The organism is Mycobacterium sp. URHB0044 (assembly GCF_000620625.1).
Taxonomy (GTDB): domain Bacteria; phylum Actinomycetota; class Actinomycetes; order Mycobacteriales; family Mycobacteriaceae; genus Mycobacterium.
Map to the genome: position 1 here is coordinate 36,153 of NZ_JIAW01000027.1, position 20,804 is coordinate 56,956.

A 20,804-nucleotide genomic window follows, 5' to 3' on the forward strand; every position below is an offset into this window, starting at 1 on the left:
TTGACGACGCTGCTGGCCAACGGCCGGATACACAGTCCGGCCATGCCCGATGCGACGGCAATGGCCGTCAGAGATGGCGTCGTGGCGTGGCTCGGCAGCGACGACGTCGGGCGGGCGCAGTTTCCCGACGCCGACGTGGTCGACCTCGAAGGCGGCTTCGTCGCCCCCGCATTCGTCGACAGCCACGTCCACGTCACCGCGACGGGGTTGTCCGTGGTCGGCCTCGACCTGCGCGCCGCCGCCTCGCTGGAGGATCTGCTGAGCCTCGTCGCCGACTACGCGCGACGCCATCCCGACGGCCCCGTCTGGGCGCACGGTTGGGACGAAACCGACTGGCCGCGGCGCGTGCCCCCGACCACCGACGAGCTCGATGCGGTGCTCGGCGGGCGGCCTGCCTACCTGGCCCGCATCGACGTCCACTCCGCGGTCGCGTCGACCGGCCTGCGGCGGCTGGTACCGGGCCTGGCGAGCGCGAGCGGTTACGTCGACCAGCTTCCGCTGACCGCGGATGCCCATCACCTGGTCCGGGCCGCGGCTCGAGAGATGTTGACGCCCAATCAGTTACGTCAAGCGCGTGTCGCCGCGCTGGACCTCGCGGCGCGTTCGGGAATCGTCGCGGTGCACGAGTGTGCCGGCCCCGACATCGGCGGCATCGAGGACTGGCACGCGCTGCGTACCCTCGAGCACGGCGTCGAGATCGTCGGCTACTGGGGCGAGGCGGTGCGCACGGCCGACGACGCGCGGGCCCTGCTCGCCGAGACCGGCGCGCACGGGTTGGCGGGCGATCTCTTCGTCGACGGTGCGCTCGGCTCGCGCACCGCGTGGCTGCACCAGCCCTACGCCGACGCCCCGAACACGTGCGGAAACGCCTATCTGGACGGCGACGCCGTCGAGGCGCACCTCGGCGCGTGCACGGAGGCCGGGATCACGGCCGGATTCCACGTCATCGGCGACGCCGCCGCAGCGGCGGTGGTCGACGCGCTGGACCGCGTCGCCGAACGGTTCGGCCCACCCGCGATCGCCCGGTGTGGCCACCGGCTGGAGCATCTGGAGATGGTGACCGCCGAACAGGCCGCCCGCCTCGGCGCGCTGGGCGTGGTGGCCAGCATGCAACCGAACTTCGACGCGACGTGGGGCGGCGCGGGCGGCATGTACGCCCAGCGCCTGGGTGTCGACCGAGCTCGGCTGCTCAACCCGTTCGCCCTGTTAGCATCCCAAGGCGTGCCACTCGCCTTCGGTTCGGACAGCCCCGTGACCAGCATGAATCCGTGGGCAACCGTGCGCGCGGCGATACGGCACCAGACCACGGGCAGCGCGATCTCGGCGCGGGCGGCGTTCGCGGCCGCCACCCGCGGCTCCTGGCGCGCCGCCGGCGTGCACGACGGCGTCACCGGCACCCTGGCGCCGGGCGCGCCGGCCTCCTACGCGGTGTGGGATCTTCCCGGCGGCCCCGAGGGCCTCGAGGTCGCCGCACCGGCCGACACCGTGCAGCGCTGGTCCACCGATCCGCGGTCCCGGGTACCCGCACTGCCCCGACTCGGCGCCGACGATGCGCTGCCGACGTGCCGCCAGACGGTGCACCGGGGTGCCGTCGTCCATGGCTGACGCGAAGCACCACCGCTCCGACGTCGAGGAGCCCGACGCGGACGAGACCGACGCCACCGAGACCGACGCCGCCGAGACCGACGCCGCGGTGCCCGCCAGCCGGGCCGCTCGGGTGACCGCACGGCTGCGGAAGGTGTTGGAGCCCCGGGCACTGCGCCTGTCGGCAGCGATCGGCGCGGGCCTGCTGCTGTGCCTCAGCTTTCCTCCGTTCGGCTGGTGGTACCTGTCGTTCGTCGCCTTCGCGTTGCTGGCGTGGGTGTTCACCCACCCGGACACCCGGCCGGCGGGCGGCTTCGGTTACGGGTTCCTCTTCGGTCTGGCGTTCTACGTTCCGTTGTTGCCCTGGATCAGCGGGCTGGTCGGGGCGTTCCCGTGGCTCGCCCTTTCGGCCATGGAAGCCCTCTTCCCCGGCCTGTTCGGTATCGCGGCCGTCGCCGTGCGGCGGCTGCCCGGCTGGCCGCTGTGGTTCGCGGGAGTGTGGGCGCTCGCGGAATGGCTGAAGTCGACGGTGCCGTTCGGTGGATTCCCTTGGGGCGTAGTCGGATTCAGTCAGGCGGACGGGCCGTTGCTGTCCATCGCACACTTCGGCGGCGCCCCGTTGGTGTCGTTCGCCGTGGTGCTGATCGGGTTCAGCGCGACGGCGATCGTGATGGAGGTCGTGCGCTGGTGGGGCCGGCCTGCCCACACCCACGCGCCGCCCGCCGTCGTCGTGCCCGGCGTGTGCATCGTGGTCGTCCTGCTGACGGTGGCGCTGGCGGGCCCCGCGGTGCGTCGGTCGGGGCTGGGAGCGGGCGACGACCCGGGCGTCACCATCGCGGTGGTGCAGGGCAACGTGCCGCGGCTGGGGCTGGAGTTCAACGCCCAGCGGCGGGCGGTGCTCGACAACCACGTTCGCGAGACCATGCGGCTGGCCGAGGACGTGCGGGCGGGGCGGGCGCCGCAACCCGCGGTCGTGATCTGGCCGGAGAACTCGTCGGACATCGACCCGATCCGCAACCGCGACGCGGCCGAGCTGATCTCGGGGGCCGCCGCCGCGGTGCATGCGCCGATCCTCGTCGGTGCGGTGCTCGCCGCACCCGGATACAGCCCGGACAACCCGGTGTCGACCAACTCGGTGATCGTGTGGGACGGCCAGAACGGCCCTGGCGAGCGGCACGACAAGCAGATCGTGCAGCCGTTCGGCGAGTACCTGCCGTGGCGCAGCTTCTTCAAGCACCTGTCGTCGTACGCGGACCGGGCGGGTTACTTCGTGCCTGGCACCGGCAGTGGCGTGGTGACCGCCGCCGACGTCCCGATCGGGGTCACCACGTGCTGGGAGGTCATCTTCGACCGGGCCGCGCGGGAATCCGTTCTCAACGGTGCGCAATTGCTCGCGGTCCCGAGCAACAACGCCACCTTCGATGAGGCGATGAGCGCGCAGCAGCTCGCCTTCGCGCGGTTGCGCGCCGTCGAGCACGACCGTTACACCGTGGTGGCGGGTACCACAGGCATCAGCGCGGTGATCGCACCGGACGGCCACGAGCTGGCCCGAACCGCGTTCTTCGAACCCGCCTACCTGGACAATCAGGTCCGGCTGAAGTCCGGGCTGACCCCGGCAACGAAGTGGGGTCCGATCGTGCAAGGACTACTCGTCGGCATCGGTGTTGCGTCCGTGTTCGCGGCGATGCTGCACAATGGGAGCTTCGTGCGTCGCCGGAAGAAGGCGACCAACGGCGATGGCTGCGACGAAGGAGCGACATGACCATGGGTGGCGACTGCCCGAGTCAGCGCACGCTGGTCATCATTCCGACCTACAACGAGCGGGACAATCTGCCGCTGATCGTCGGCCGCGTGCACGCCGCGCGCCCAGACGTCCACGTCCTGATCGTCGACGACGGCAGCCCCGACGGCACGGGTGAACTGGCCGACGAACTGTCGCTGGCCGACCCGGACCGGGTGCACGTGATGCACCGCGTCAGCAAGGCCGGTCTCGGCGCCGCCTACCTCGCCGGGTTCACCTGGGGGCTGGGCCGCGGCTACACCGTGCTGGTGGAGATGGACGCGGACGGCTCACACGCCCCTGAGGAGCTGTACCGGCTGCTCGACGCCGTCGACGCGGGTGCCGACTTGGCGATCGGTTCGCGCTACGTCTCGGGCGGCGCGGTCCGCAACTGGCCGAGGCGGCGGATGGTGCTCTCGCGTACGGCCAACGGATATTCGCGGATCCTGCTCGGCGTGAAGGTCAACGACATCACCGCGGGCTACCGCGCCTACCGGCGCGAGGTGCTCGAGAAGATCGACCTGAGCGCCGTGGATTCGAAGGGTTACTGCTTCCAGGTCGACCTGACCTGGCGAACCATCAGCGCCGGGTTCGTCGTCGCCGAGGTGCCCATCACGTTCACCGAGCGTGAGCTTGGTCAATCCAAGATGAGTGGATCCAACATCCGCGAGGCGATCTTCAAGGTCGCGGAGTGGGGTGTCCGCGGGCGCCTCGATCGCGCCCGCGGCGTGGTCCGCTAGCCGCGACGGCGCGTCTTGATGATGTCGAGGCGCTCCTTGAGCAGCTCGTCGAGCTCCTCGACCGAACGGCGCTCCAGCAGCATGTCCCAGTGGGTGCGCGGCGGCTTCGCCTTCTTGGGCTCGGGCACGTCACCGTCGATGAGGGCGCCCTCCATGCCGTTGCGGCACGGCCACGTACCCGGGATCTCCGCGTCGTCGGCGAACGGAACCTCGAAGATCTCCCCGTTGTCGGTGCGGTAGCGGGCGACCTGACGCGGCGCCAAGTCGTGGTTGCGGTCGGTCTCGTAGCTCACGGCTCCGAGGCGACTACCCCTCAAGACACGATCAGCCATCGTCAACATCTCCTCGTCATGCGATTGGTCCGGGGAAACAACGCGTTCGATCCACGCGAAGTTCCCGACTCGAACCCCATGATACCGGGAACGACGCTGCCAGCGGTTTAGAGTCGGGTCCCGTGGAAGCCGGAACCAGACGACGCAGTCGGACGCAGCCCTGCCGCTGGTGCGGCCGCGACGTATCCGACGCAGGCGTGGGCAGGCGGCGGCAGTACTGCCGCCAATCGTGTCGGCAGCGCGCCTACGAGCAGCGGGCCGTGGTCAAGGGCACGTCACTGGCACCCGATTCCGTGGTGCTCAGCGCCGAAGAGGCGGCCGCGCTGTCCGACCGGGTCTTCGAGGTCCGGTGCGCCGCCGAGGACGTCGCGACGGCCGTCACCGAGGGCGCCGACGGTCAGGAACTCGAGAAACTGTGCGACGCGCTGATCCGTGCGGCCAAGGCGGCCGACGGCTGGCGCTGACCTGCCGGGATCGCCGCTGCACAGTGCCCTCACAGCTAGGATGATGGCCAAGCCAACCGACGAGATCGGAACGACGTGACCCTGTCGCCCACGGAGTCAACCCCCGAACGCGCCCCGTCGGGACGGGTGTGGCGGTTCGACGACTTCGTGCTGGACACCGCCCGCTACGAACTACGTCGCGACGGCGAGACGATCCGGGTGGAGCCGCAGGTCTTCGACGTGCTGACCCACCTCGTCAGCAACCACGACCGTTTCGTCACCAAGGAAGAATTGTTCGACACGGTGTGGGGCGGCCGGTTCGTCGGCGAGGCGGCGCTGACGAGCCGCATCAAGGCGGTGCGGCACGCGCTGGGGGACGACGGCGAGTTGCAGCGCTACATCCGGACCGTCCGCGGCCGCGGCTACCAATTCGTCGGCACCCTGGCCGCCGACGCCCCGCCGCCGCCGCCCACGGTGCCGGAACCCGCGCCGCTGCCACGTCAGCACATCGCCTTCTGCCGGGCGGCCGACGGCGTGCGGTTGGCGTACGCGGTCGCGGGGGAGGGGCCGCCGCTGGTGCGCGCCGCGAACTGGATGACCCACCTCGGCTACGACATCGAGAGTCCCGTCTGGCGGCACTGGGTCCGCGACCTGGCCGCCAACCACACGTTCATCCGCTACGACGAGCGCGGCTGCGGGCTATCCGATTGGGAAGCAAACGATTTCACGTTCGACGACTGGGTGACCGACCTGGAGTCGGTGGTCGAGGCACTGGGACTCGATCGCTTCCCGCTGCTGGGGGTTTCGCAGGGCGGAGCGGTCGCGGTCGCGTACGCGGCGCGCCACCCCGAACGGGTGACGAAGCTGATCCTGTGCGGCGCGTATGCCCGGGGGCGCCTGGTGCGCGCCGTCGACGACGCAGAAAAGCGTGCTGCCGCATTGGATCTCGACCTCGCCCGAGTCGGGTGGGGTCGCGACGATCCCGCGTTCCGGCAGGTGTTCGCCGCACAGTTCCTGCCCGACGGCACCCGCGCGGATTGGGAGGCGTTCGATCATCTGCAGCGCCGCACCACGTCCCCGGAGAACGCGGTCCGGTTCCTCGAGGAGTTCGCGCGCATCGACGTGCGCGATCTCGCCGAACAGGTGGCGTGCCCCACGCTGATCATGCATTCGCGTGACGATCACCGGGTTCCGATGCGGTACGGCGAGGAGCTGGCCGCCTTGATCCCCGATTCCCGGCTGGTGGCGTTGTCCAGCAACAACCATCTGCTCACCGAGGTCGAGCCGGCGTGGCAGGTCTTCTCCGCCGAACTCGAGACGTTCCTCTCCGCCTGAGCGCGCGCACTTCGGATCTCCATGCAATCTCCACACAATCTTCATGTGCCGGGGCTTGCCGCCATCCATGCTGGTCACATGAGAAAACACCTCCGCACCCTGCTCATCGGTGCTAGCGCGATGATCGCGTTGGGCGCCCTCTCCGCTTGCTCGAGTGGCACGTCCACCGAGGCGACGTCATCGCAGGCGTCGTCCTCGGAGGCGCCCGCGACGGCTGCGCCCTTCCCCGAGACGGCCCGCTACATGGCCGACACGGAGAAGGACGGCAAGAAGATGACGATCGGCATCTCCGTCGACGGCGACAAGATCACCGCCTACGCCTGCAACGGCGTCGACGACGAGGCGTGGTTCTTCGGCAACCAGGCCGACGGCGCGATCGACATCACCTCGAAGTTCCGCGACAACCTGAAGGCCTCGTTCACCGGCTCGGACGTCAAGGGCGACTTGACGATGAACGGTGTCGACTACACCTTCACCGCCTCGGCCGTCTCCGATCCTGCGGGCATGTACACCGCTGCCCTCGACGGCGTGCGCGCCTCTTGGATCGTGCGGCCTGACGGCTCCGTCACCGGCGTGCAGTTCAACGGCGGCATCACCGGCCGCGACTTCGAGCAGGCCGAACTCCAGCAGCTCAACGCGATTCAGTTCCAGAACCAGATCCGCAACAAGCGGATCCTGCAGCAGGCCGACCAGTCGGTCAATCTCTCCAACCGCAAGCTCACATCGAAGATCAACGGCAAGCAGGTGACCGCTGACCTGGTGACGGGCAACACGCGGTTCGGCTAACCACCACCGCACCACAAACGGCCCTGCCGGCGCTACGCCGGCAGGGCTGTTCCGTTTGCATCAGCGAGAGTCGAACCCTTCCCGCCCTGCGCCCCGCTGCGTAGCGTCGCTGCATCGTGACCACTCCCGTCGAATCCGCCGCCGTGACCACGGTGGCCTCGCCGACGGCCAAAGTCGGCCTGCGGCATCGCAAGTGGGCCCTGATCCGACTGGCGTCGCCGATCGTGCTGCTAGCACTGTGGCAGCTGGGCAGCGCGATCGGTCTGATCTCACAAGACGTCCTGCCCGCCCCGTCGCTCATCGCGGCGGCTGGAGTCGAGCTCATCGAGAACGGCCAACTCGCCGACGCGCTGGGCGTGTCGGGTGTCCGCGTCGTCGAAGGCCTGGTCCTCGGCGGACTGATCGGCGTCGCGCTCGGCACGGCGGTGGGGTTGTCCCGCTGGTTCGAGGCGACCGTCGACCCGCCGATGCAGATGGTTCGCGCGCTACCGCACCTCGGCCTGATTCCGTTGTTCATCCTGTGGTTCGGCATCGGCGAGCTGCCGAAGGTATTGCTGGTGGCGCTCGGGGTGAGCTTTCCGCTGTACCTGAATACGTTCTCGGCGATCCGCCAGGTCGATCCCAAGCTGTTCGAAACCGCTCAGGTACTTGGCTTCTCGTTCTGGCAGCGGTTCCGCACCATCATCGTGCCGAGTGCCGCGCCGCAGGTCCTGGTCGGGCTGCGTCAGTCGCTGGCCATCGCGTGGCTCACGCTGATCGTCGCCGAGCAGATCAACGCCGACAAGGGGATTGGCTTCCTGATCAACAACGCCCGCGACTTCCTGCGCATCGACGTCATCATCTTCGGCCTGATCGTGTACGCCCTGCTGGGCATCGGCACCGACGCCGTCGTCAGGTCCCTGGAACGACGAGCCCTGAGGTACCGCTCATGACGATCACCTCCGAACGCCGGACCGCTTCCGCGGGCGAGCTGCGCCACGTCGACAAGTGGTACGGCGGGCATCACGTCCTGGACGACGTGTCCGTGCAGATCGGCAAGGGCGAGATCGTCGCGCTCATCGGCCGCAGCGGCTCGGGCAAGTCGACGGTGCTGCGGGTGCTGTCTGGCCTGTCGACCGACCACACCGGCGAACGGGTGGTGGCCGGGTCGCCCGCACTGGCGTTCCAGGAGCCGCGGCTGTTTCCGTGGCGCGACGTGCGGACCAACGTCGTCTACGGCTTGACCCGCATTCGCCTGTCGAAGTCGGAAGCCGTGGCCCGCGCGGACCGTGCACTGGCCGACGTGGGTCTGGCCGACCGCGCGAATGCCTGGCCGCTCACGTTGTCCGGCGGTCAGGCTCAACGTGTTTCGTTGGCCCGGGCGTTGGTCGCCGAGCCGGAACTGCTGCTGCTCGACGAGCCGTTCGGTGCGCTCGACGCGCTGACCCGGCTGAGCATGCGGGCGCTGCTGCTCGAGCTGTGGCGGGAACACGGGTTCGGCGTGCTGCTCGTCACCCACGACGTCGACGAAGCGGTCGCACTTGCCGACCGGGTGGTGGTGCTCGACGAAGGCCGTGTCGTGCATACGCTGACCATCGACGATCCGCGCCGCTCGCCATCGGATCCGTCGGCCGACACCGGCCGCTACCGCGCCGAACTACTCGACAAGCTCGGCGTCCAGATTTAAACCGAGATAACAAGACCCACGAGGACAGTCATGCCCCGAATGTGGCGAACCTTCGCCGCCGTAATCGCCGTGCTCGCCCTGCTGTTGACCGGATGTGTGTCACGGCAGGACAGTTCGGGCGCCAAGGAGGCGCCGGCGACCGTGCCGTTGACCGAATTGTCCGACCTGACACTGCAAGTCGGTGATCAGAAGGGCGGAACGGAAGCGCTGCTGCGCGCCGCCGGGGCGTTGGACGGTCTGCCCTACAAGGTGGCGTTCTCGACGTTCACCTCCGGCCCGCCCCAGGTCGAGGCCGCAACTGCGGGCAAGATCGACTTCGCGATCACCGGCAACACGCCGCCGATCTTCGGCGCCGCGTCCAACGCGAAGGTAAAGGTCGTCGCCGCCTACAACGGCGGGGGCAACGGCGACCAGGTGCTGGTGCACGCCGATTCACCCATCACGTCCATCGCCGAACTGCGTGGCAAGCGCATCGCGGTCGGCAAGGGCAGTTCCGCGCACGGCCACATCCTGGCCCAACTGAAGAACGCGGGACTCACTCCCGCCGACGTCCAGTTGGTGTTCCTGCAGCCCGCCGACGCGTTGTCGGCGTTCACCCAGCGGGAGGCCGACGCCTGGGCCATCTGGGATCCCTACACCGCCCAGGCCGCCGCGCAGCTCCCGGTGCGCAGCATCGGGCAGGCCAAGGACGTCACCAACGGCTACTGGTTCGGCATCGCGTCGGACCAGGCGCTTGCCGACGCCAAGCGCAACACCGCGTTGGAGGACTTCCTGATTCGGTTCGAGAAGGCCGCCCGGTGGGCTCAGGACCATCCCGACGAGTGGGCCAAGAGCTATGCGGCCGCCGTGGGTCTTGACCTCAAGGTGGCCCAGGTGGCTCAGTCCCGCAGCTTGCGCAAGCCCACCGAACTCAACGACGCGGTGGTGGCCTCGGAGCAGAAGATCGCCGACCTGTTCGCCGAGTCCGGTCAGATCGCCGCAGCGCCGAAATTCGCCGACTGGGTCGACCGCCGCTACAACGACGCACTGCGTCCCCTGCTGATCAGCGCCAACTAGGAGTATTCGTGCCTGCCAAATTTTTCTGGTTCCTGCCCACCAACGGTGACAGCCGATCGATCGTCGGCGCGTCACACGCCTCGTCGCACCACACCCTGCCCGACAACTACCGCGCTCCCACCCGGCGCTACCTCGCGGAGGTCGCCCGCGCTGCCGACCGGCTGGGGTACGAGGGCGTGCTGACGCCCACCGGAACCTGGTGCGAGGACGCTTGGTTGACCGCGGCGGCGCTGCTGGCCGAGACCGAGCGGCTGAAGTTCCTCGTCGCGTTCCGGCCCGGTCTGGTGCCGCCGACGCTGGCCGCGCAGCAGACCGCGACGCTGCAACGCTTCTCGGAGGGGCGGGTGCTGCTCAACATCGTCAGCGGCGGCGACGACGTGGAGCAGCGGCGCTTCGGCGACTGGCTGGGCCACGACGAGCGGTACGCCCGCACGGCCGAGTTCCTACACGTCGTGAACTCGGTGTGGCGCCAGGACTCCGTCGATTTCAAGGGCGACCACTACACGGTGGAGGACGCCCGCGTGTCGGCGCCGCCGGATCCGTTGCCCGCCATTTACTTTGGTGGCTCGTCGCCGGCCGCATTGCCCGTCGCGGCGGAGTACGTGGACGTGTACCTGACCTGGGGCGAGCCGCCGCAGGCCGCCAAGGCGAAGATCGACCAGGTGCGCAAGCTCGCCGAAGCGCGCGGCCGCACGGTGCGGTTCGGCATCCGGCTGCACACCATCAGTCGCGACACGTCGGCCGCTGCGTGGGCCGTCGCGAACGACTTGGTGGGGGAGCTCACCGAAGATCAGGTGGCGAAGGCGACTGCGCTGCACTCGAAGTCGGAATCCGAGGGACAACGTCGGATGACGGCGCTGCACGGCGGGCGGCTGGACAAACTCGAGATCTACCCCAACCTCTGGGCCGGTGTCGGCTTGGTGCGCGGCGGCGCGGGCACCGCGCTGGTCGGCAGCCACGAAGAGGTGGCCAATTTGATCTACGAATACCACTCGGTCGGATTCGACGAGTTCATCCTGTCTGGCTACCCGCACCTCGAGGAGGCGTACTGGTTCGCCGAGGGCGTGCTCCCGCTGCTCAAGCAGAAGGGTGTCGCCTAACCAACTGGGCGGTCTGGATGTCAAGCTGAGGCGTGGACGACTGGTTCGAGCGCAGCCCCGTGGTGGGATTCGCCCCGTGGATCATCTACTGGGTGGTGGCAGAGGGGCCGAGCACGTGGCTGTACGGCTCGCTGTGCGCGGTGCTGTCGGCGGTGATCCTCGGCGTGTCGATGGGCTTCGGTGGGCCGCGGCTGCTGGAGATGGTGACGGTCATATTCTTCGTCGGCGTGACGGCCGTGGCCATGATCGTCGGCGCCGTGGACCGGGACTGGATGGACACGTACTCCACGACCCTGTCCAGCGGCGTGCTGGCGGCGATGGCCCTCGGTTCGCTCGCGTTCACGCCGTTCACCGAGCAGTACGCCCGGCTGTCGCCGCCGTTGGAGGACTGGGAGAAGCCAGCATTCAGGCAGACCAATCGTGTGCTGACGCTGATGTGGGCGCTGGTGTTCGCCCTGATCGCTGTGCTCGGCTTCGCGGCCGCCAAGGCTCCGGAGACCCGGGACTGGACCAACTGGGTGGTCCCGATCGTCGTGCTCGTCGGCGCGGTGGGGATGACGCAGTCCTACCCGGCGCGGGTCCGCGCACGCATCCACCCGACCGACGGGGCCGTCAGCAGCTGAGCCGCAGGCCGATGCCGGCCGGCGGTGTGGCCTCCCGAAGGCATCCGAAACCCCCGACACCCGCCGCGGACAGCTTCACCGCCGTCTGGTGCGCATAGTTGACGCAGAACACCGCGCCCGCGTCGGCGCGGCAGCGGTAGTCGCCGAACGCCAGGGACTGGCCGGACGGAAGTTCGGCGCCCGTGCCGTCGCCGAACGGCCCGGGATCACCGTGTGGCGATCCGACGTCGACGCTGGTGCCTACGAAGTCCACCCAGTTGTTCTTCCATCCGGTTTCGATGCCGGGCGGACGGGGCGGTGGGTTGGTCAGTTTCACGAGGCACGAAAGTGCGCCGTCCTGGTAGCGGTTGGTGAGGCAGTTGGTCTCGGTGCCCGCGGTGATGAACGCGACCTGATCGCCAAGGTCCGTCGTCACGCCGTCGCGCGTCACCGAGTGGTAGGCGCCGACGTCGGCGGGCCGGGCCGCCTCGATCCAGCGGATGACGTCGGCGATCGCCGTCCCCGTGGCCGGCGGCGTATTGGGTGCGGACGTGCGCGTGCCCGGCGCCTTCGAGATCGTCGAGACCGTGGCGGAGGGCGAGGACGTGGTGGGCGCCGACGAGGGCCGTTGCTCGTCTCCCGCGGTCGCCGAACAGCCCGCCACCAGCGCAGACGTCGCCACGATCAGAACCATCCGCATCCGGCCAGGCTAGCGGTCGAACCGGTGACATTCCGTCAGGCGCGTCGAGCATGGGCATTCTTCGCTACCGTCTGGTTCATGCACGATCGCACCATTCGCGTCACCGTCGACAGCGGAACGATTGAGGGTTTCACCCGTGATGGTGTGCATCGCTGGCGCTCCGTGCCGTATGCGCGCCCGCCGGTGGGCAAGCTGCGCTTGCGCGCGCCGCAGCCGGTCCAACCATGGCCGGGCGTCCGGTACTGCCACGGATATACCTACTGTGCGCCGCAGCAGCGCAAGTACACGCTCGTGGGTGTTGGCAAATACCAGCCGATGGGCGAGGACTGCCTGACGCTGAACGTCGTGGCACCGGAGAAGCCGTCCGACGGCCCGCTGCCGGTGATGTTCTTCATCCACGGTGGCGGCTACATCCTGGGCAGCTCGGCGACACCGATCTTCGACGGGGCGGCACTCGCCCGGCGGGGTTGCGTCTACGTCTCGGTGAACTACCGGCTCGGCGCGCTGGGCTGCATGGACCTGTCGTCGCTGTCGACCCCCGAGAATCCCATCGAGGACAACCTGTTCTTGCGCGATCTCGTGATGGCGCTGAAATGGGTCCGCGACAACGCGGCGGTGTTCGGCGGCGACCCGGACAACGTGACGATCTTCGGCGAGAGCGCGGGTGCGCACGCCGTCGCCACACTGCTCGCCGTGCCCGAGGCCAAAGGTCTTTTCACGCGGGCAATTTCGGAGAGTCCGGCAAGCGGCATGTCGGGGCCCCCGCAAGTAGCGGCGGCGTTCGCCACCGACCTCGCGCGCGTCCTCGGCGTGGCGCAGCAGGACGCCGCCGCCGCGGTGATGGCGGCGCGACCCGCGGAGTTGGTCGACGCGCTCGAGAAGGTGATGCGCCGCGGCATGAAGGAAATGCGTGGCGCGTTCGTCGTGGGGCCGACTTTCGACACCGAATACCTGCCGCAAGATCCGCTTCAGGCCATGCGCGACGGTTCCGCACACCGGGTCCCTCTGATCGTGGGCACGAATGCGGACGAAGGGCGGCTGTTCACCCGGTTCCTGCAGCTGCTGCCGACGTCGGAGCCGATGATCGAAGCGCTACTCGCCGACACTGATGTCGAGATGCGCAACCGGATCACGCAGGCCTATCCCGGGTATCCGAGTCCGAGTGCGTGCGTCCAGCTGGGCGGCGACTTCGCGTTCGGCACCGCAGCATGGCAGATCGCCGACGCGCACGGCCGGCACGCGCCGACATACGTCTACCGATATGACTACGCGCCGCGCACCTTTCACTGGTCGGGGCTGGGCGCCACCCACGGCACCGAACTCTTCGCCGTCTTCGACGTGTACCGAACCCGGTTCGGGTCGGTGCTCACTGCGGCGGCCGATCGGCGCTCGGCTCGGCGGGTGAGCAACGACGTACAACGCCGGTGGCGGGCCTTCAGCCGCAGCGGCGTACCGGGTGAGGGTTGGCCCGCGTACACCGCCGCGGAACGCGCGGTCATGGTGTTCGACCGTCGCTCGCATCTGGAGCACGACCCGCACGCCGAGCGCCGCCAAGCCTGGGAGGGCTTCTCGCTCGCCGCGCACTGACCGCGAGTTGACACCCGTCAACTCGCCGGCCGAAAACGCGGAATCGCGCGCCGCTGTGACTTACGTTGGTCGCGTGCCGCAGACGACCACGCTCATCGAACGCCCTGCCGACCTGACCGCCGACTGGCTGACGTCCGTCATGGGAACGGGCACCGTCACCGACTTCACGGTCGAGCGCATCGGCACCGGACAGATGAGCGAGTGCTACCGCGTGCGCTTGACCTACGCAGACGGTGGCACGGGCCCGGCGTCGGTCGTGCTCAAGGTCGCCGCCGCCGACCAGAGCAGCAGACAGACCGGGCTCGCCATGGGCCTCTACGAACGCGAGGTCCGGTTCTACGCCGAGATTGCGCCACGCCTCGCGGGGCCCCTCCCGCCGTGTCGGCACGCGGCCTACGACCCCGAGACGGGCGCGTTCGACCTGCTGCTGGGCGACGCCGCGCCGGCAGAGGTCGGCGACGAGATCCGAGGCGCCACAGTCGAACAGGCCACTCTCGCGCTCACCCAGCTGGGACACGTGCACGGGCCGCTGCTTGGCGATCCGGCCCTGGCGGACACGCCGTGGCTCAATGGAGAATCGCCGCTCAATCAAGGACTGATGGCCGCGCTGTACGCCGGGTTCGTGGACCGCTACTCCGAGCAGATCGCGCCGGCTCACCGTGACGTGTGTGAACGCCTCGTCGCCACGCTCGACGCCTACCTCGCGCAGGAGGCGGAGTCCGGTCGCGCGCAGGGCCTCGTCCACGGCGACTACCGCCTGGACAACATGCTGTTCGGGCAGCCGGGCGCCGATCGGCCGCTGACCGTCGTCGACTGGCAGACGGTCACCTGGGGTCCCGCGCAGACCGACGTCGCCTACTTCCTCGGCTGCGCACTACCGGTGCAGCTCCGCCGCGACCACTACGACGACCTGCTGCGCGCGTATCACGTTGCGCTGGGGCCCGACTCGCCGCTCAGCTTGGACGACGTCCGCGAAGGCGTGCGCCGGGCGACCTTCTTCGGCGTCGTGATGGCGATCGTGTCGCCGATGCTCGTCGCGCGCACCGAGCGTGGCGACCAGATGTTCATGACGATGCTCGAGCGGCACTGCCAACACGTCATCGACACCGACGCGATGACCATCCTGCCCGCTCCGACGGCCCCGGAACCCTTGCAGCCCAACGCAGAAGACGAAGGTGCGCATCTTGCGTCGGGCGAACCGCTCTGGAGTGAGAGCTGGTACTTCGACTTCGCCGATCAGCGTCAAGGCGTCGGGGGGTGGTTCCGGCTCGGGCTGATCCCCAATGAGGGTCACACCTGGATCAACGCCTTGCTGTGCGGCCCGGACATGCCCACCGTCGCCGTGCTGGATTGGGAGGCCGACCTGCCCGAGAGCCACACCCACGTCAGCACCGACGAGATCGATCTCAGCCTCGACGCGTCCGAACCGCTACGGACCTACCGCGTCGCGCTGCGTGGGCGCGGGCAGGCCTTCGACGACCCGGCCGGCTTGTTGCACGGCGAATCCGGCCGTCCGGTCGACGTGACGATGGACCTCACCTGGACCACCGCGGGTACGCCGTACCAGTACCGCATCACCACGCGCTACGAGATCCCGTGCACGGTCACGGGCACCGTAACCGTCGACGACCGTACGTACGCATTCGACGGCGTGCCCGGCCAGCGCGACCATTCGTGGGCGTCTAGGGACTGGTGGGGCATGGAATGGGTGTGGAGCGCGCTGCACCTCGACGACGGCACGCACGTGCACGCCGTCGACATGCGCATTCCCGGCATACCGCCGATGGGCATCGGGTACGTGCAGCGGGCGGGGGAGCCGCTCGTCGAACTCGAGGCGGTGACTGCGCGGGAGACGTTTGGCGACAACGACTTACCGCTGGGCACCGTCCTCCAACTCGAGCCGGGTGGGCTCACTGCCACGATCGACGTCCGCGGGCACGCACCGGTTCGGCTCGTCTCGCGGGACGGCAAGGTCAGCCACTTCCCACGGGCCTGGGCGACGGTGACCACCGGCGATGGCCGCAGCGGTGTCGGGTGGGTCGAGTGGAATCGCCACCAGTCGTGACGCTGGTCAAGTCGATCGCGCTGTTCGTGCTCGCCGCAGTGTTCGAGATCGGCGGCGCCTGGCTGGTGTGGCAGGGCATCCGGGAACACCGCGGCTGGTTGTGGGCGGGCGTCGGGGTGCTCGCGCTCGGCGCGTACGGCTTCGTCGCCGCATTCCAGCCCGACGCGCACTTCGGCCGTGTGTTGGCGGCCTACGGCGGGGTGTTCATCGTGGGTTCGTTGTTGTGGGGCATGGTCGCCGACGGCTTCCGGCCCGACCGCTGGGACGTCGCGGGAGCAGTGGTGTGCTTGGTCGGCGTCGGCCTGATCATGTACGCGCCGCGTTGACGGGGCCGGTCAGCCCAAGTGCGCGCTGTCGTCGTCGAGCTCGTCGCGCCGCAAACCCATCGGCGTGGTGGCGGGGATGTCTCCTGCCGCGATCACCGTGCGGGTGATCGGCGTCAGGCTGCGGAACAGCGCTTCGAGTTCCGCGTCGTCGAGTGCGTCGAAGGCTGCCAACGCCAGCCGGTCGGTGGTGTCCTCGATGTCCTGCTTGAGCGCTACGCCCGCGTCGGTCAGTGCCCCGGTGTCGTCCAGAACGCCGCGGGCCGCCAACTTCGCTGTGCACGAGGCCCATTCGTCCTCGTCGTACCGACGGCTGCGCATGATGAAGTCCCGTGGCACCCGGTCGGCGACGACATGCAGCACGTTGCACTCGCGACCGCTGACCCCCAACGACGCGAGGACTGCGACGTGAGCATCACCGCGCTGTTCGCGCAGCAGGGTGGTGGCATGCCACAACGCGGCCAACGGCTCGTCCGGCCACGGCAGGGCCCGGTTCGCTGCGAACAGGGGGCGGCCGTCCAGCGTCGCGCTGCGGGCGGCCTTCGCCAACAGCGCTGCGGCCGTCTCGACGTTGCCGTCGGTCACGCCGCAGCGGCGCAACGCCGCGACGGCCGACGTCTCGCGCGCCCGCAGGGCATCGGCGGGCGAGGCGAATTCCCACGCCGCCGGGAGGGCCTGCGCGACGTGGGACGCCGAGAAGTTGTAGAAGATCGCGGCGACCACCTCGGGCGGCACCAACCCGAGCGGGGCGGAGCGGGCGGCGAAGTAACCGCCCCAGAAACCACGAAAGCCGGCGGCTTCGTAGGCCGCCCGGGCCTCCGGGGAGAAGTAGGTGAGTGCATGGACCGGCTCGAAGCGGTCGAAGAGTCGCCGCGCGGTCGTCGGTGTCCTGGTCACTTCTGCAGTCAATCATCACGCGCGCCGCTGGATTGTTAGGGTCCGGTCCATGAGGTGGACGGTGATCGGCGCGGTGATGGTCGTCGCGGCGGTCGCCGGATGCAGCGCATCCACGGACAGTCCCGGCACACCGGTCGTGTCCCGGCAGACGTTGCAGACCGACGTCGCCGACCGGCTCGCCAAGGCGGGTGATCCACCGCAATCGGTTGTCTGTCAGGAGGATCTGGTCGGCGAGATCGGAAGGACGGCCCGGTGCGACGTCGCGATGAGTGCGGCCAACGGCTTCCAGCCGGTCGCGACCGTCACCCGGGTGGATGGCATCACGGTGGACTACGAACTGACGCCGGCGCTCTCGCAGGCGCAGCTCGAGAAGGCGGTCGCCGGTCTCGTCGCCGAGAACGTGGGGGACCGGGTCGATTCGGTCGCGTGCGAGTCGGGCCTGGAGGGCAAGGTCGATGCGACGGCGCGCTGCGACGTCGACGCGGGCGGAGGGAAGGCCCGCCGCACCGTGCGGGTGACCGACGTGTCGGGGCTAACGATGAACTTCAATCTGTCGTCTGAGTGACGCCGTCCTTCGCTTCGTCGATGATGGCGCGCATCGCCCGTTCTGCACCGGCGTCGTCACGCAGCCGGATCGCGCGGGCGACCTCGTCGTGCAGCGCGATGGCCACCGGGTTCGGGGTCTCCGGCATCAACCCGTGATGGGTGCGGCCGGTCAGAACCTCGGCCACCACACCGTTGAGGGCGCGAAACATCTCGTTGCCGCTGGCTTCGAGCAGGGTCTGGTGGAAGACCTTGTCGGCCAAGAGATACGACTCGAGGTCACCTGACCGACCATGCATCACCATGTCCGACACCGCGGCTGCCATGATGCGGCACTGGTGCGGGTCGGCACGCTGCGCGGCCAAGGCCGCGGCGGCCGGTTCGAAGCCGCGGCGCAGCTCGGAAAGCGAGATCAACTGGGCCGCTCGGTCGCCGGATTCGAGGCGCCAGCGAATCACCCTGGGATCGAAAACGTTCCATTGCGCGGACGGCTGGATGGTGATGCCGACGCGGCGCCGCGAGGCGATCATGCCCATCGATTCGAGCACCCGGATGGCCTCGCGCGCGACGCTGCGGGACACGCCGTGCTGGACGCTGACGTCGTCGAGCGTGATCACCTGGCCCGGCAGTAGGCCGCCAGACACGATCTGGGCGCCGAGCGCAGTCAGCACGTTCTCGTGCAGAGCGCTGACGTTTGCTTGCGGCACCACGCATACATCCTGTCATACCCGCAGCTAACGTTATTAAAAACATATCTTTGTGGGATCTGCTTGCAATGATCAGATCATTGATGCAAACTATGTGACGGCAAGCACAAGCGGGTAAGGCGTCCGCCAAGTGGGTAGGCATGCCGGGGAGGTGGAGCGGTGGCGTCACCAGTGGTCGTGATGGGCGTGTCCGGCTCGGGCAAGTCGACCGTCGGCGCGGCGCTGGCGCAGCGTCTGCGTGTCCCATTCGCCGACGCCGACGACTTCCATCCTCCCGCGAACATCGCGAAGATGACCGCCGGTCACCCGTTGAACGACGACGACCGGCGTCCCTGGCTGGAGTCGATCGGCAAGTGGCTGGCCCAGCATCCCGGCGGTGGCGTGATGAGTTGTTCGGCCCTCAAGCGCGCCTACCGCGACCAGCTGCGTGAGCACTGCCCCGACGTCGAGTTCCTCCACCTTTCGGGAACGCCCGAGGTGATCGGCAGGCGGCAGGCCAGCAGGCCAGGACACTTCATGCCGGCCTCGCTGCTCGCGTCGCAGTTCGAGACGCTGGAGCCCCTGGCGGCCGACGAGAACGGCGTCGCCATCGACGTCGATCAGAACATCGATTCCATTGTGGACCAATATGTTTCGCTGACCGAACAGGAGAACGAATGAACACCGGAGTCGCCTTCCTGGCGGATGCCCCCGAACTCGCGGAGCCGGTAGCCGCCGGTTGGCAGCTGATCCTGGCGTTCCTCGCAGGCATAGCCGTGATCGTTGTGCTGATCACGGTGGTCAAGCTGCATCCGTTCCTCGCGCTCATCTTCGGTGGCCTGACGGTCGGTTTCGCAGCGGGCGAGAACCTCACCACGGTGTTGAAGTCGTTCACGTCCGGATTCGGTACGACGGCAGCGGGTGTCGGCATTCTCATCGCGCTCGGTGCGATGTTCGCCAAACTCCTCGCCGACTCAGGCGGTGCCGACGAGATCGTCGACACCATCGTCGGTCACGCGTCACCGCGGGCGTTGCCATGGGCAATGGCCTTGGTCGGCGCGATCATCGGTCTGCCGATGTTCTTCGAGATCGGCCTCGTTCTCCTCATGCCGGTCATCTACCTCGTCGCGCGCCGGTCGCAGTTGTCGCTCATCACCGTCGGAATCCCCGCTCTTGCAGGCCTTTCGGCCATGCACGGCTTCGTCCCACCGCACCCCGGCCCGCTGACCGCGATCGACCTGCTGGGTGCCGACCTGGGCATCACCCTCGCGCTGGGCGTGGCGGTAGCGATACCGACGATCGTGGTGGCCGGCCCGCTGTTCGGAAAGCTGGCGGGACGATGGGTCGTCGTCGGTGCCCCCGACACCTTCGACGCCGATGAGTTCGCCAACGCCGAGAACCTCCGCAGGCCGTCGTTCCCCGTCACGCTGTTCAGCGTGCTGCTGCCCGTGGTCCTGATGTTGGGCAAGGCGCTGGTCGACATCTTCATCGAGGACGAAAACCAGTGGTTCCGGGTAATTTTCGACGGTCTCGGTACGCCAATCGTCGCGCTGCTGATCGCGGTCATCGTCGGCCTGTTCACGCTCGGCCGTGGCGCGGGCATGAACCGCGACCAGATCACCAAGTGCGTCGAGTCGGGGCTGCCGCCGATCGCCGGCATCATCCTCATCGTCGCTGCCGGCGGCGGTTTCAAGCAGGTCCTGGTGGATAGCGGCATCGGCACGCTGCTCGCCCGGTGGGCCGAGGACGTCAGCATCTCGGTGCTGGTGCTGGCATGGCTGCTGGCCGTGCTCATCCGCCTCGCCACGGGTTCGGCGACGGTCGCGACCATCACCGCATCGTCGCTCGTGGTCGGTCTCGTCGAAGGTATGAGCACCGGGCAGACGTCACTCGTCGTGCTGGCCGTCGGCGCCGGGTCGCTGTTCTTCTCCCATGTCAACGACGCCGGCTTCTGGTTGGTGAACCAGTACTTCCGCCTCAGCGTCGGTCAGACCATCAAGACCTGGTCGATCATGGAGACGGTGCTATCCGTGAGCGGACTGATCGTCGTCCTGCTCCTGGACTTGGTGATCTGACCCGGCTCGCGCCGGGCCTGCTCAGCCCTTGAGGACCTGGGTGCCGCCGGCGAGTTCGTCGTGCTTGCCCTGCTTGGTGGGGCTGCCGTTGATCGTCACGGCGATCACGATCATCGCGACGAAGGCAAGCAGGCCACCGACGAAGGGGATGATCGACAACAGCGTGAAGGCATTGCGGATGGCCGACTGGCGCGCATCGGGTTTGGCGGAGCCGCCCGGTCCGTGCACGCTGAGGCCGAGGATCTTCTTGCCGGGCGTCCAGCCCTGGGTCACCTCGAACGCAAGGAAGTAGGCGAAGGTCAGAAGCCCGGTGAACAATCCGGTGATCATGATGTTCGACTGGAAGTGCAGTGCGAACACCACGATGTAGCCCACGATCCCGACGATGATTCCGTCGATCAGGCGAGCGAGGAACCGGGGGAGAAGGCCGCCCGGCTCGGCGTGCGTTGAGTAGGGCCCATCGATCGGACCGGGTTGTGGGTCGTAACCGCCAGCAGTCATGCG

22 protein-coding genes are annotated in these 20,804 nt (G+C 68.6%); 17 read left to right on the forward strand and 5 right to left on the reverse strand.

Annotated features, from left to right (window positions below):
* The 3 genes from N536_RS0133120 to N536_RS43670 are packed head-to-tail and all read left to right on the forward strand — an operon-like array spanning position 1 to position 4,104.
* Positions 1–1,605, forward strand: a complete 1,605-nt coding sequence (locus N536_RS0133120; protein ID WP_029117538.1) for an amidohydrolase — start codon at positions 1–3, stop codon at positions 1,603–1,605.
* Entirely contained in the window at positions 1,598–3,346 is a 1,749-nt protein-coding gene (lnt, locus tag N536_RS40210) for an apolipoprotein N-acyltransferase (protein ID WP_081809491.1), read from the forward strand. The genes N536_RS0133120 and lnt overlap by 8 nt, the downstream gene beginning before the upstream one ends.
* Positions 3,343–4,104: a polyprenol monophosphomannose synthase gene (locus tag N536_RS43670; RefSeq protein ID WP_029117539.1), complete on the forward strand. Its 762-nt coding sequence runs from the start codon at positions 3,343–3,345 to the stop codon at positions 4,102–4,104. Before lnt ends, N536_RS43670 begins: the two co-directional genes overlap by 4 nt.
* Here N536_RS43670 and N536_RS0133135 read toward each other — a convergent pair.
* A complete protein-coding gene (locus N536_RS0133135) occupies positions 4,101–4,436 on the reverse strand; it encodes an RNA polymerase-binding protein RbpA (protein ID WP_029117540.1) in 336 nt (111 codons plus the stop codon). The genes N536_RS43670 and N536_RS0133135 overlap by 4 nt on opposite strands.
* Before the next feature lie 122 nt (positions 4,437–4,558).
* Between N536_RS0133135 and N536_RS40215 the strand changes: the two genes are divergently transcribed.
* From N536_RS40215 to N536_RS0133175, 8 genes are all read left to right on the forward strand, one after another.
* Positions 4,559–4,900, forward strand: coding sequence for a hypothetical protein (locus N536_RS40215; protein WP_036438465.1), 342 nt, complete (start codon positions 4,559–4,561; stop codon positions 4,898–4,900).
* Positions 4,901–4,975: 75 nt separating this feature from the next.
* Positions 4,976–6,214, forward strand: a complete 1,239-nt coding sequence (locus N536_RS0133145; protein WP_369798496.1) for an alpha/beta fold hydrolase — start codon at positions 4,976–4,978, stop codon at positions 6,212–6,214.
* Between the two features lie 78 nt (positions 6,215–6,292).
* On the forward strand, positions 6,293–7,000 hold the full coding sequence (locus tag N536_RS0133150) for a hypothetical protein (protein WP_029117543.1): 708 nt from the start codon (positions 6,293–6,295) through the stop codon (positions 6,998–7,000).
* A gap of 203 nt (positions 7,001–7,203) precedes the next feature.
* Complete coding sequence (locus tag N536_RS0133155) at positions 7,204–7,932, forward strand: ABC transporter permease (RefSeq protein WP_369798497.1); 729 nt, start codon at positions 7,204–7,206, stop codon at positions 7,930–7,932.
* The gene (locus N536_RS0133160; RefSeq protein ID WP_029117545.1) at positions 7,929–8,666 is read left to right on the forward strand and encodes an ABC transporter ATP-binding protein; all 738 of its coding nucleotides are present in this window, start codon (positions 7,929–7,931) and stop codon (positions 8,664–8,666) included. Before N536_RS0133155 ends, N536_RS0133160 begins: the two co-directional genes overlap by 4 nt.
* A gap of 30 nt (positions 8,667–8,696) precedes the next feature.
* Positions 8,697–9,722 (forward strand): ABC transporter substrate-binding protein, encoded by a 1,026-nt coding sequence (locus N536_RS0133165; RefSeq protein ID WP_036438467.1) that lies wholly within the window; start codon positions 8,697–8,699, stop codon positions 9,720–9,722.
* Positions 9,723–9,730: 8 nt separating this feature from the next.
* Complete coding sequence (locus N536_RS0133170; protein ID WP_029117547.1) at positions 9,731–10,822, forward strand: LLM class flavin-dependent oxidoreductase; 1,092 nt, start codon at positions 9,731–9,733, stop codon at positions 10,820–10,822.
* A gap of 32 nt (positions 10,823–10,854) precedes the next feature.
* Positions 10,855–11,445 (forward strand): hypothetical protein, encoded by a 591-nt coding sequence (locus N536_RS0133175; protein WP_029117548.1) that lies wholly within the window; start codon positions 10,855–10,857, stop codon positions 11,443–11,445.
* On the opposite strand, the gene N536_RS0133180 is transcribed toward N536_RS0133175, so the two are convergent.
* The gene (locus tag N536_RS0133180) at positions 11,435–12,124 is read right to left on the reverse strand and encodes a hypothetical protein (RefSeq protein WP_029117549.1); all 690 of its coding nucleotides are present in this window, start codon (positions 12,122–12,124) and stop codon (positions 11,435–11,437) included. The genes N536_RS0133175 and N536_RS0133180 overlap by 11 nt on opposite strands.
* A 78-nt stretch (positions 12,125–12,202) precedes the next feature.
* On the opposite strand from N536_RS0133180, the gene N536_RS0133185 reads away from it, so the two are divergent.
* The 3 genes from N536_RS0133185 to N536_RS0133195 all read left to right on the forward strand — a co-directional run bounded on the left by N536_RS0133185 (position 12,203) and on the right by N536_RS0133195 (position 16,102).
* The gene (locus tag N536_RS0133185) at positions 12,203–13,711 is read left to right on the forward strand and encodes a carboxylesterase/lipase family protein (protein ID WP_029117550.1); all 1,509 of its coding nucleotides are present in this window, start codon (positions 12,203–12,205) and stop codon (positions 13,709–13,711) included.
* Positions 13,712–13,850: 139 nt separating this feature from the next.
* A complete protein-coding gene (locus N536_RS0133190; RefSeq protein ID WP_081809494.1) occupies positions 13,851–15,776 on the forward strand; it encodes a phosphotransferase in 1,926 nt (641 codons plus the stop codon).
* Positions 15,773–16,102, forward strand: coding sequence for a YnfA family protein (locus N536_RS0133195; protein ID WP_029117552.1), 330 nt, complete (start codon positions 15,773–15,775; stop codon positions 16,100–16,102). The genes N536_RS0133190 and N536_RS0133195 overlap by 4 nt, the downstream gene beginning before the upstream one ends.
* Before the next feature lie 9 nt (positions 16,103–16,111).
* Here the strand turns inward: N536_RS0133195 and N536_RS0133200 are convergent, their stop codons facing one another.
* Complete coding sequence (locus N536_RS0133200; RefSeq protein ID WP_029117553.1) at positions 16,112–16,996, reverse strand: hypothetical protein; 885 nt, start codon at positions 16,994–16,996, stop codon at positions 16,112–16,114.
* Positions 16,997–17,045: 49 nt separating this feature from the next.
* Between N536_RS0133200 and N536_RS40220 the strand changes: the two genes are divergently transcribed.
* Positions 17,046–17,561, forward strand: coding sequence for a DUF4333 domain-containing protein (locus N536_RS40220; RefSeq protein WP_051574950.1), 516 nt, complete (start codon positions 17,046–17,048; stop codon positions 17,559–17,561).
* Here N536_RS40220 and N536_RS0133210 read toward each other — a convergent pair.
* Complete coding sequence (locus tag N536_RS0133210; RefSeq protein WP_029117554.1) at positions 17,542–18,249, reverse strand: FadR/GntR family transcriptional regulator; 708 nt, start codon at positions 18,247–18,249, stop codon at positions 17,542–17,544. The two genes, N536_RS40220 and N536_RS0133210, sit on opposite strands and share 20 nt — an antisense overlap.
* A gap of 156 nt (positions 18,250–18,405) precedes the next feature.
* Here N536_RS0133210 and N536_RS0133215 point away from each other — a divergent pair, with 156 nt between their 5' ends.
* Complete coding sequence (locus N536_RS0133215; protein ID WP_029117555.1) at positions 18,406–18,906, forward strand: gluconokinase; 501 nt, start codon at positions 18,406–18,408, stop codon at positions 18,904–18,906.
* Positions 18,903–20,300, forward strand: coding sequence for a GntP family permease (locus N536_RS0133220; protein ID WP_029117556.1), 1,398 nt, complete (start codon positions 18,903–18,905; stop codon positions 20,298–20,300). Before N536_RS0133215 ends, N536_RS0133220 begins: the two co-directional genes overlap by 4 nt.
* A 21-nt stretch (positions 20,301–20,321) precedes the next feature.
* Here N536_RS0133220 and N536_RS0133225 read toward each other — a convergent pair whose 3' ends face one another.
* Positions 20,322–20,801, reverse strand: a complete 480-nt coding sequence (locus N536_RS0133225) for an RDD family protein (protein WP_029117557.1) — start codon at positions 20,799–20,801, stop codon at positions 20,322–20,324.
* Positions 20,802–20,804 lie beyond the last annotated feature (3 nt).

Coding starts and splice junctions, on each gene's coding strand:
- lnt (WP_081809491.1), top strand. CDS start 1,598: ATGGCTGACGCGAAGCACCACCGCTCCGACGTCGAGGAGCCCGACGCG.
- N536_RS0133225 (WP_029117557.1), bottom strand. CDS start 20,801: ATGACTGCTGGCGGTTACGACCCACAACCCGGTCCGATCGATGGGCCC.
- N536_RS43670 (WP_029117539.1), top strand. CDS start 3,343: ATGACCATGGGTGGCGACTGCCCGAGTCAGCGCACGCTGGTCATCATT.
- N536_RS0133165 (WP_036438467.1), top strand. CDS start 8,697: ATGCCCCGAATGTGGCGAACCTTCGCCGCCGTAATCGCCGTGCTCGCC.
- N536_RS0133185 (WP_029117550.1), top strand. CDS start 12,203: ATGCACGATCGCACCATTCGCGTCACCGTCGACAGCGGAACGATTGAG.
- N536_RS0133190 (WP_081809494.1), top strand. CDS start 13,851: ATGGGAACGGGCACCGTCACCGACTTCACGGTCGAGCGCATCGGCACC.
- N536_RS0133220 (WP_029117556.1), top strand. CDS start 18,903: ATGAACACCGGAGTCGCCTTCCTGGCGGATGCCCCCGAACTCGCGGAG.
- N536_RS0133160 (WP_029117545.1), top strand. CDS start 7,929: ATGACGATCACCTCCGAACGCCGGACCGCTTCCGCGGGCGAGCTGCGC.
- N536_RS40220 (WP_051574950.1), top strand. CDS start 17,046: ATGAGGTGGACGGTGATCGGCGCGGTGATGGTCGTCGCGGCGGTCGCC.
- N536_RS0133135 (WP_029117540.1), bottom strand. CDS start 4,436: ATGGCTGATCGTGTCTTGAGGGGTAGTCGCCTCGGAGCCGTGAGCTAC.
- N536_RS0133150 (WP_029117543.1), top strand. CDS start 6,293: ATGAGAAAACACCTCCGCACCCTGCTCATCGGTGCTAGCGCGATGATC.
- N536_RS0133180 (WP_029117549.1), bottom strand. CDS start 12,124: ATGCGGATGGTTCTGATCGTGGCGACGTCTGCGCTGGTGGCGGGCTGT.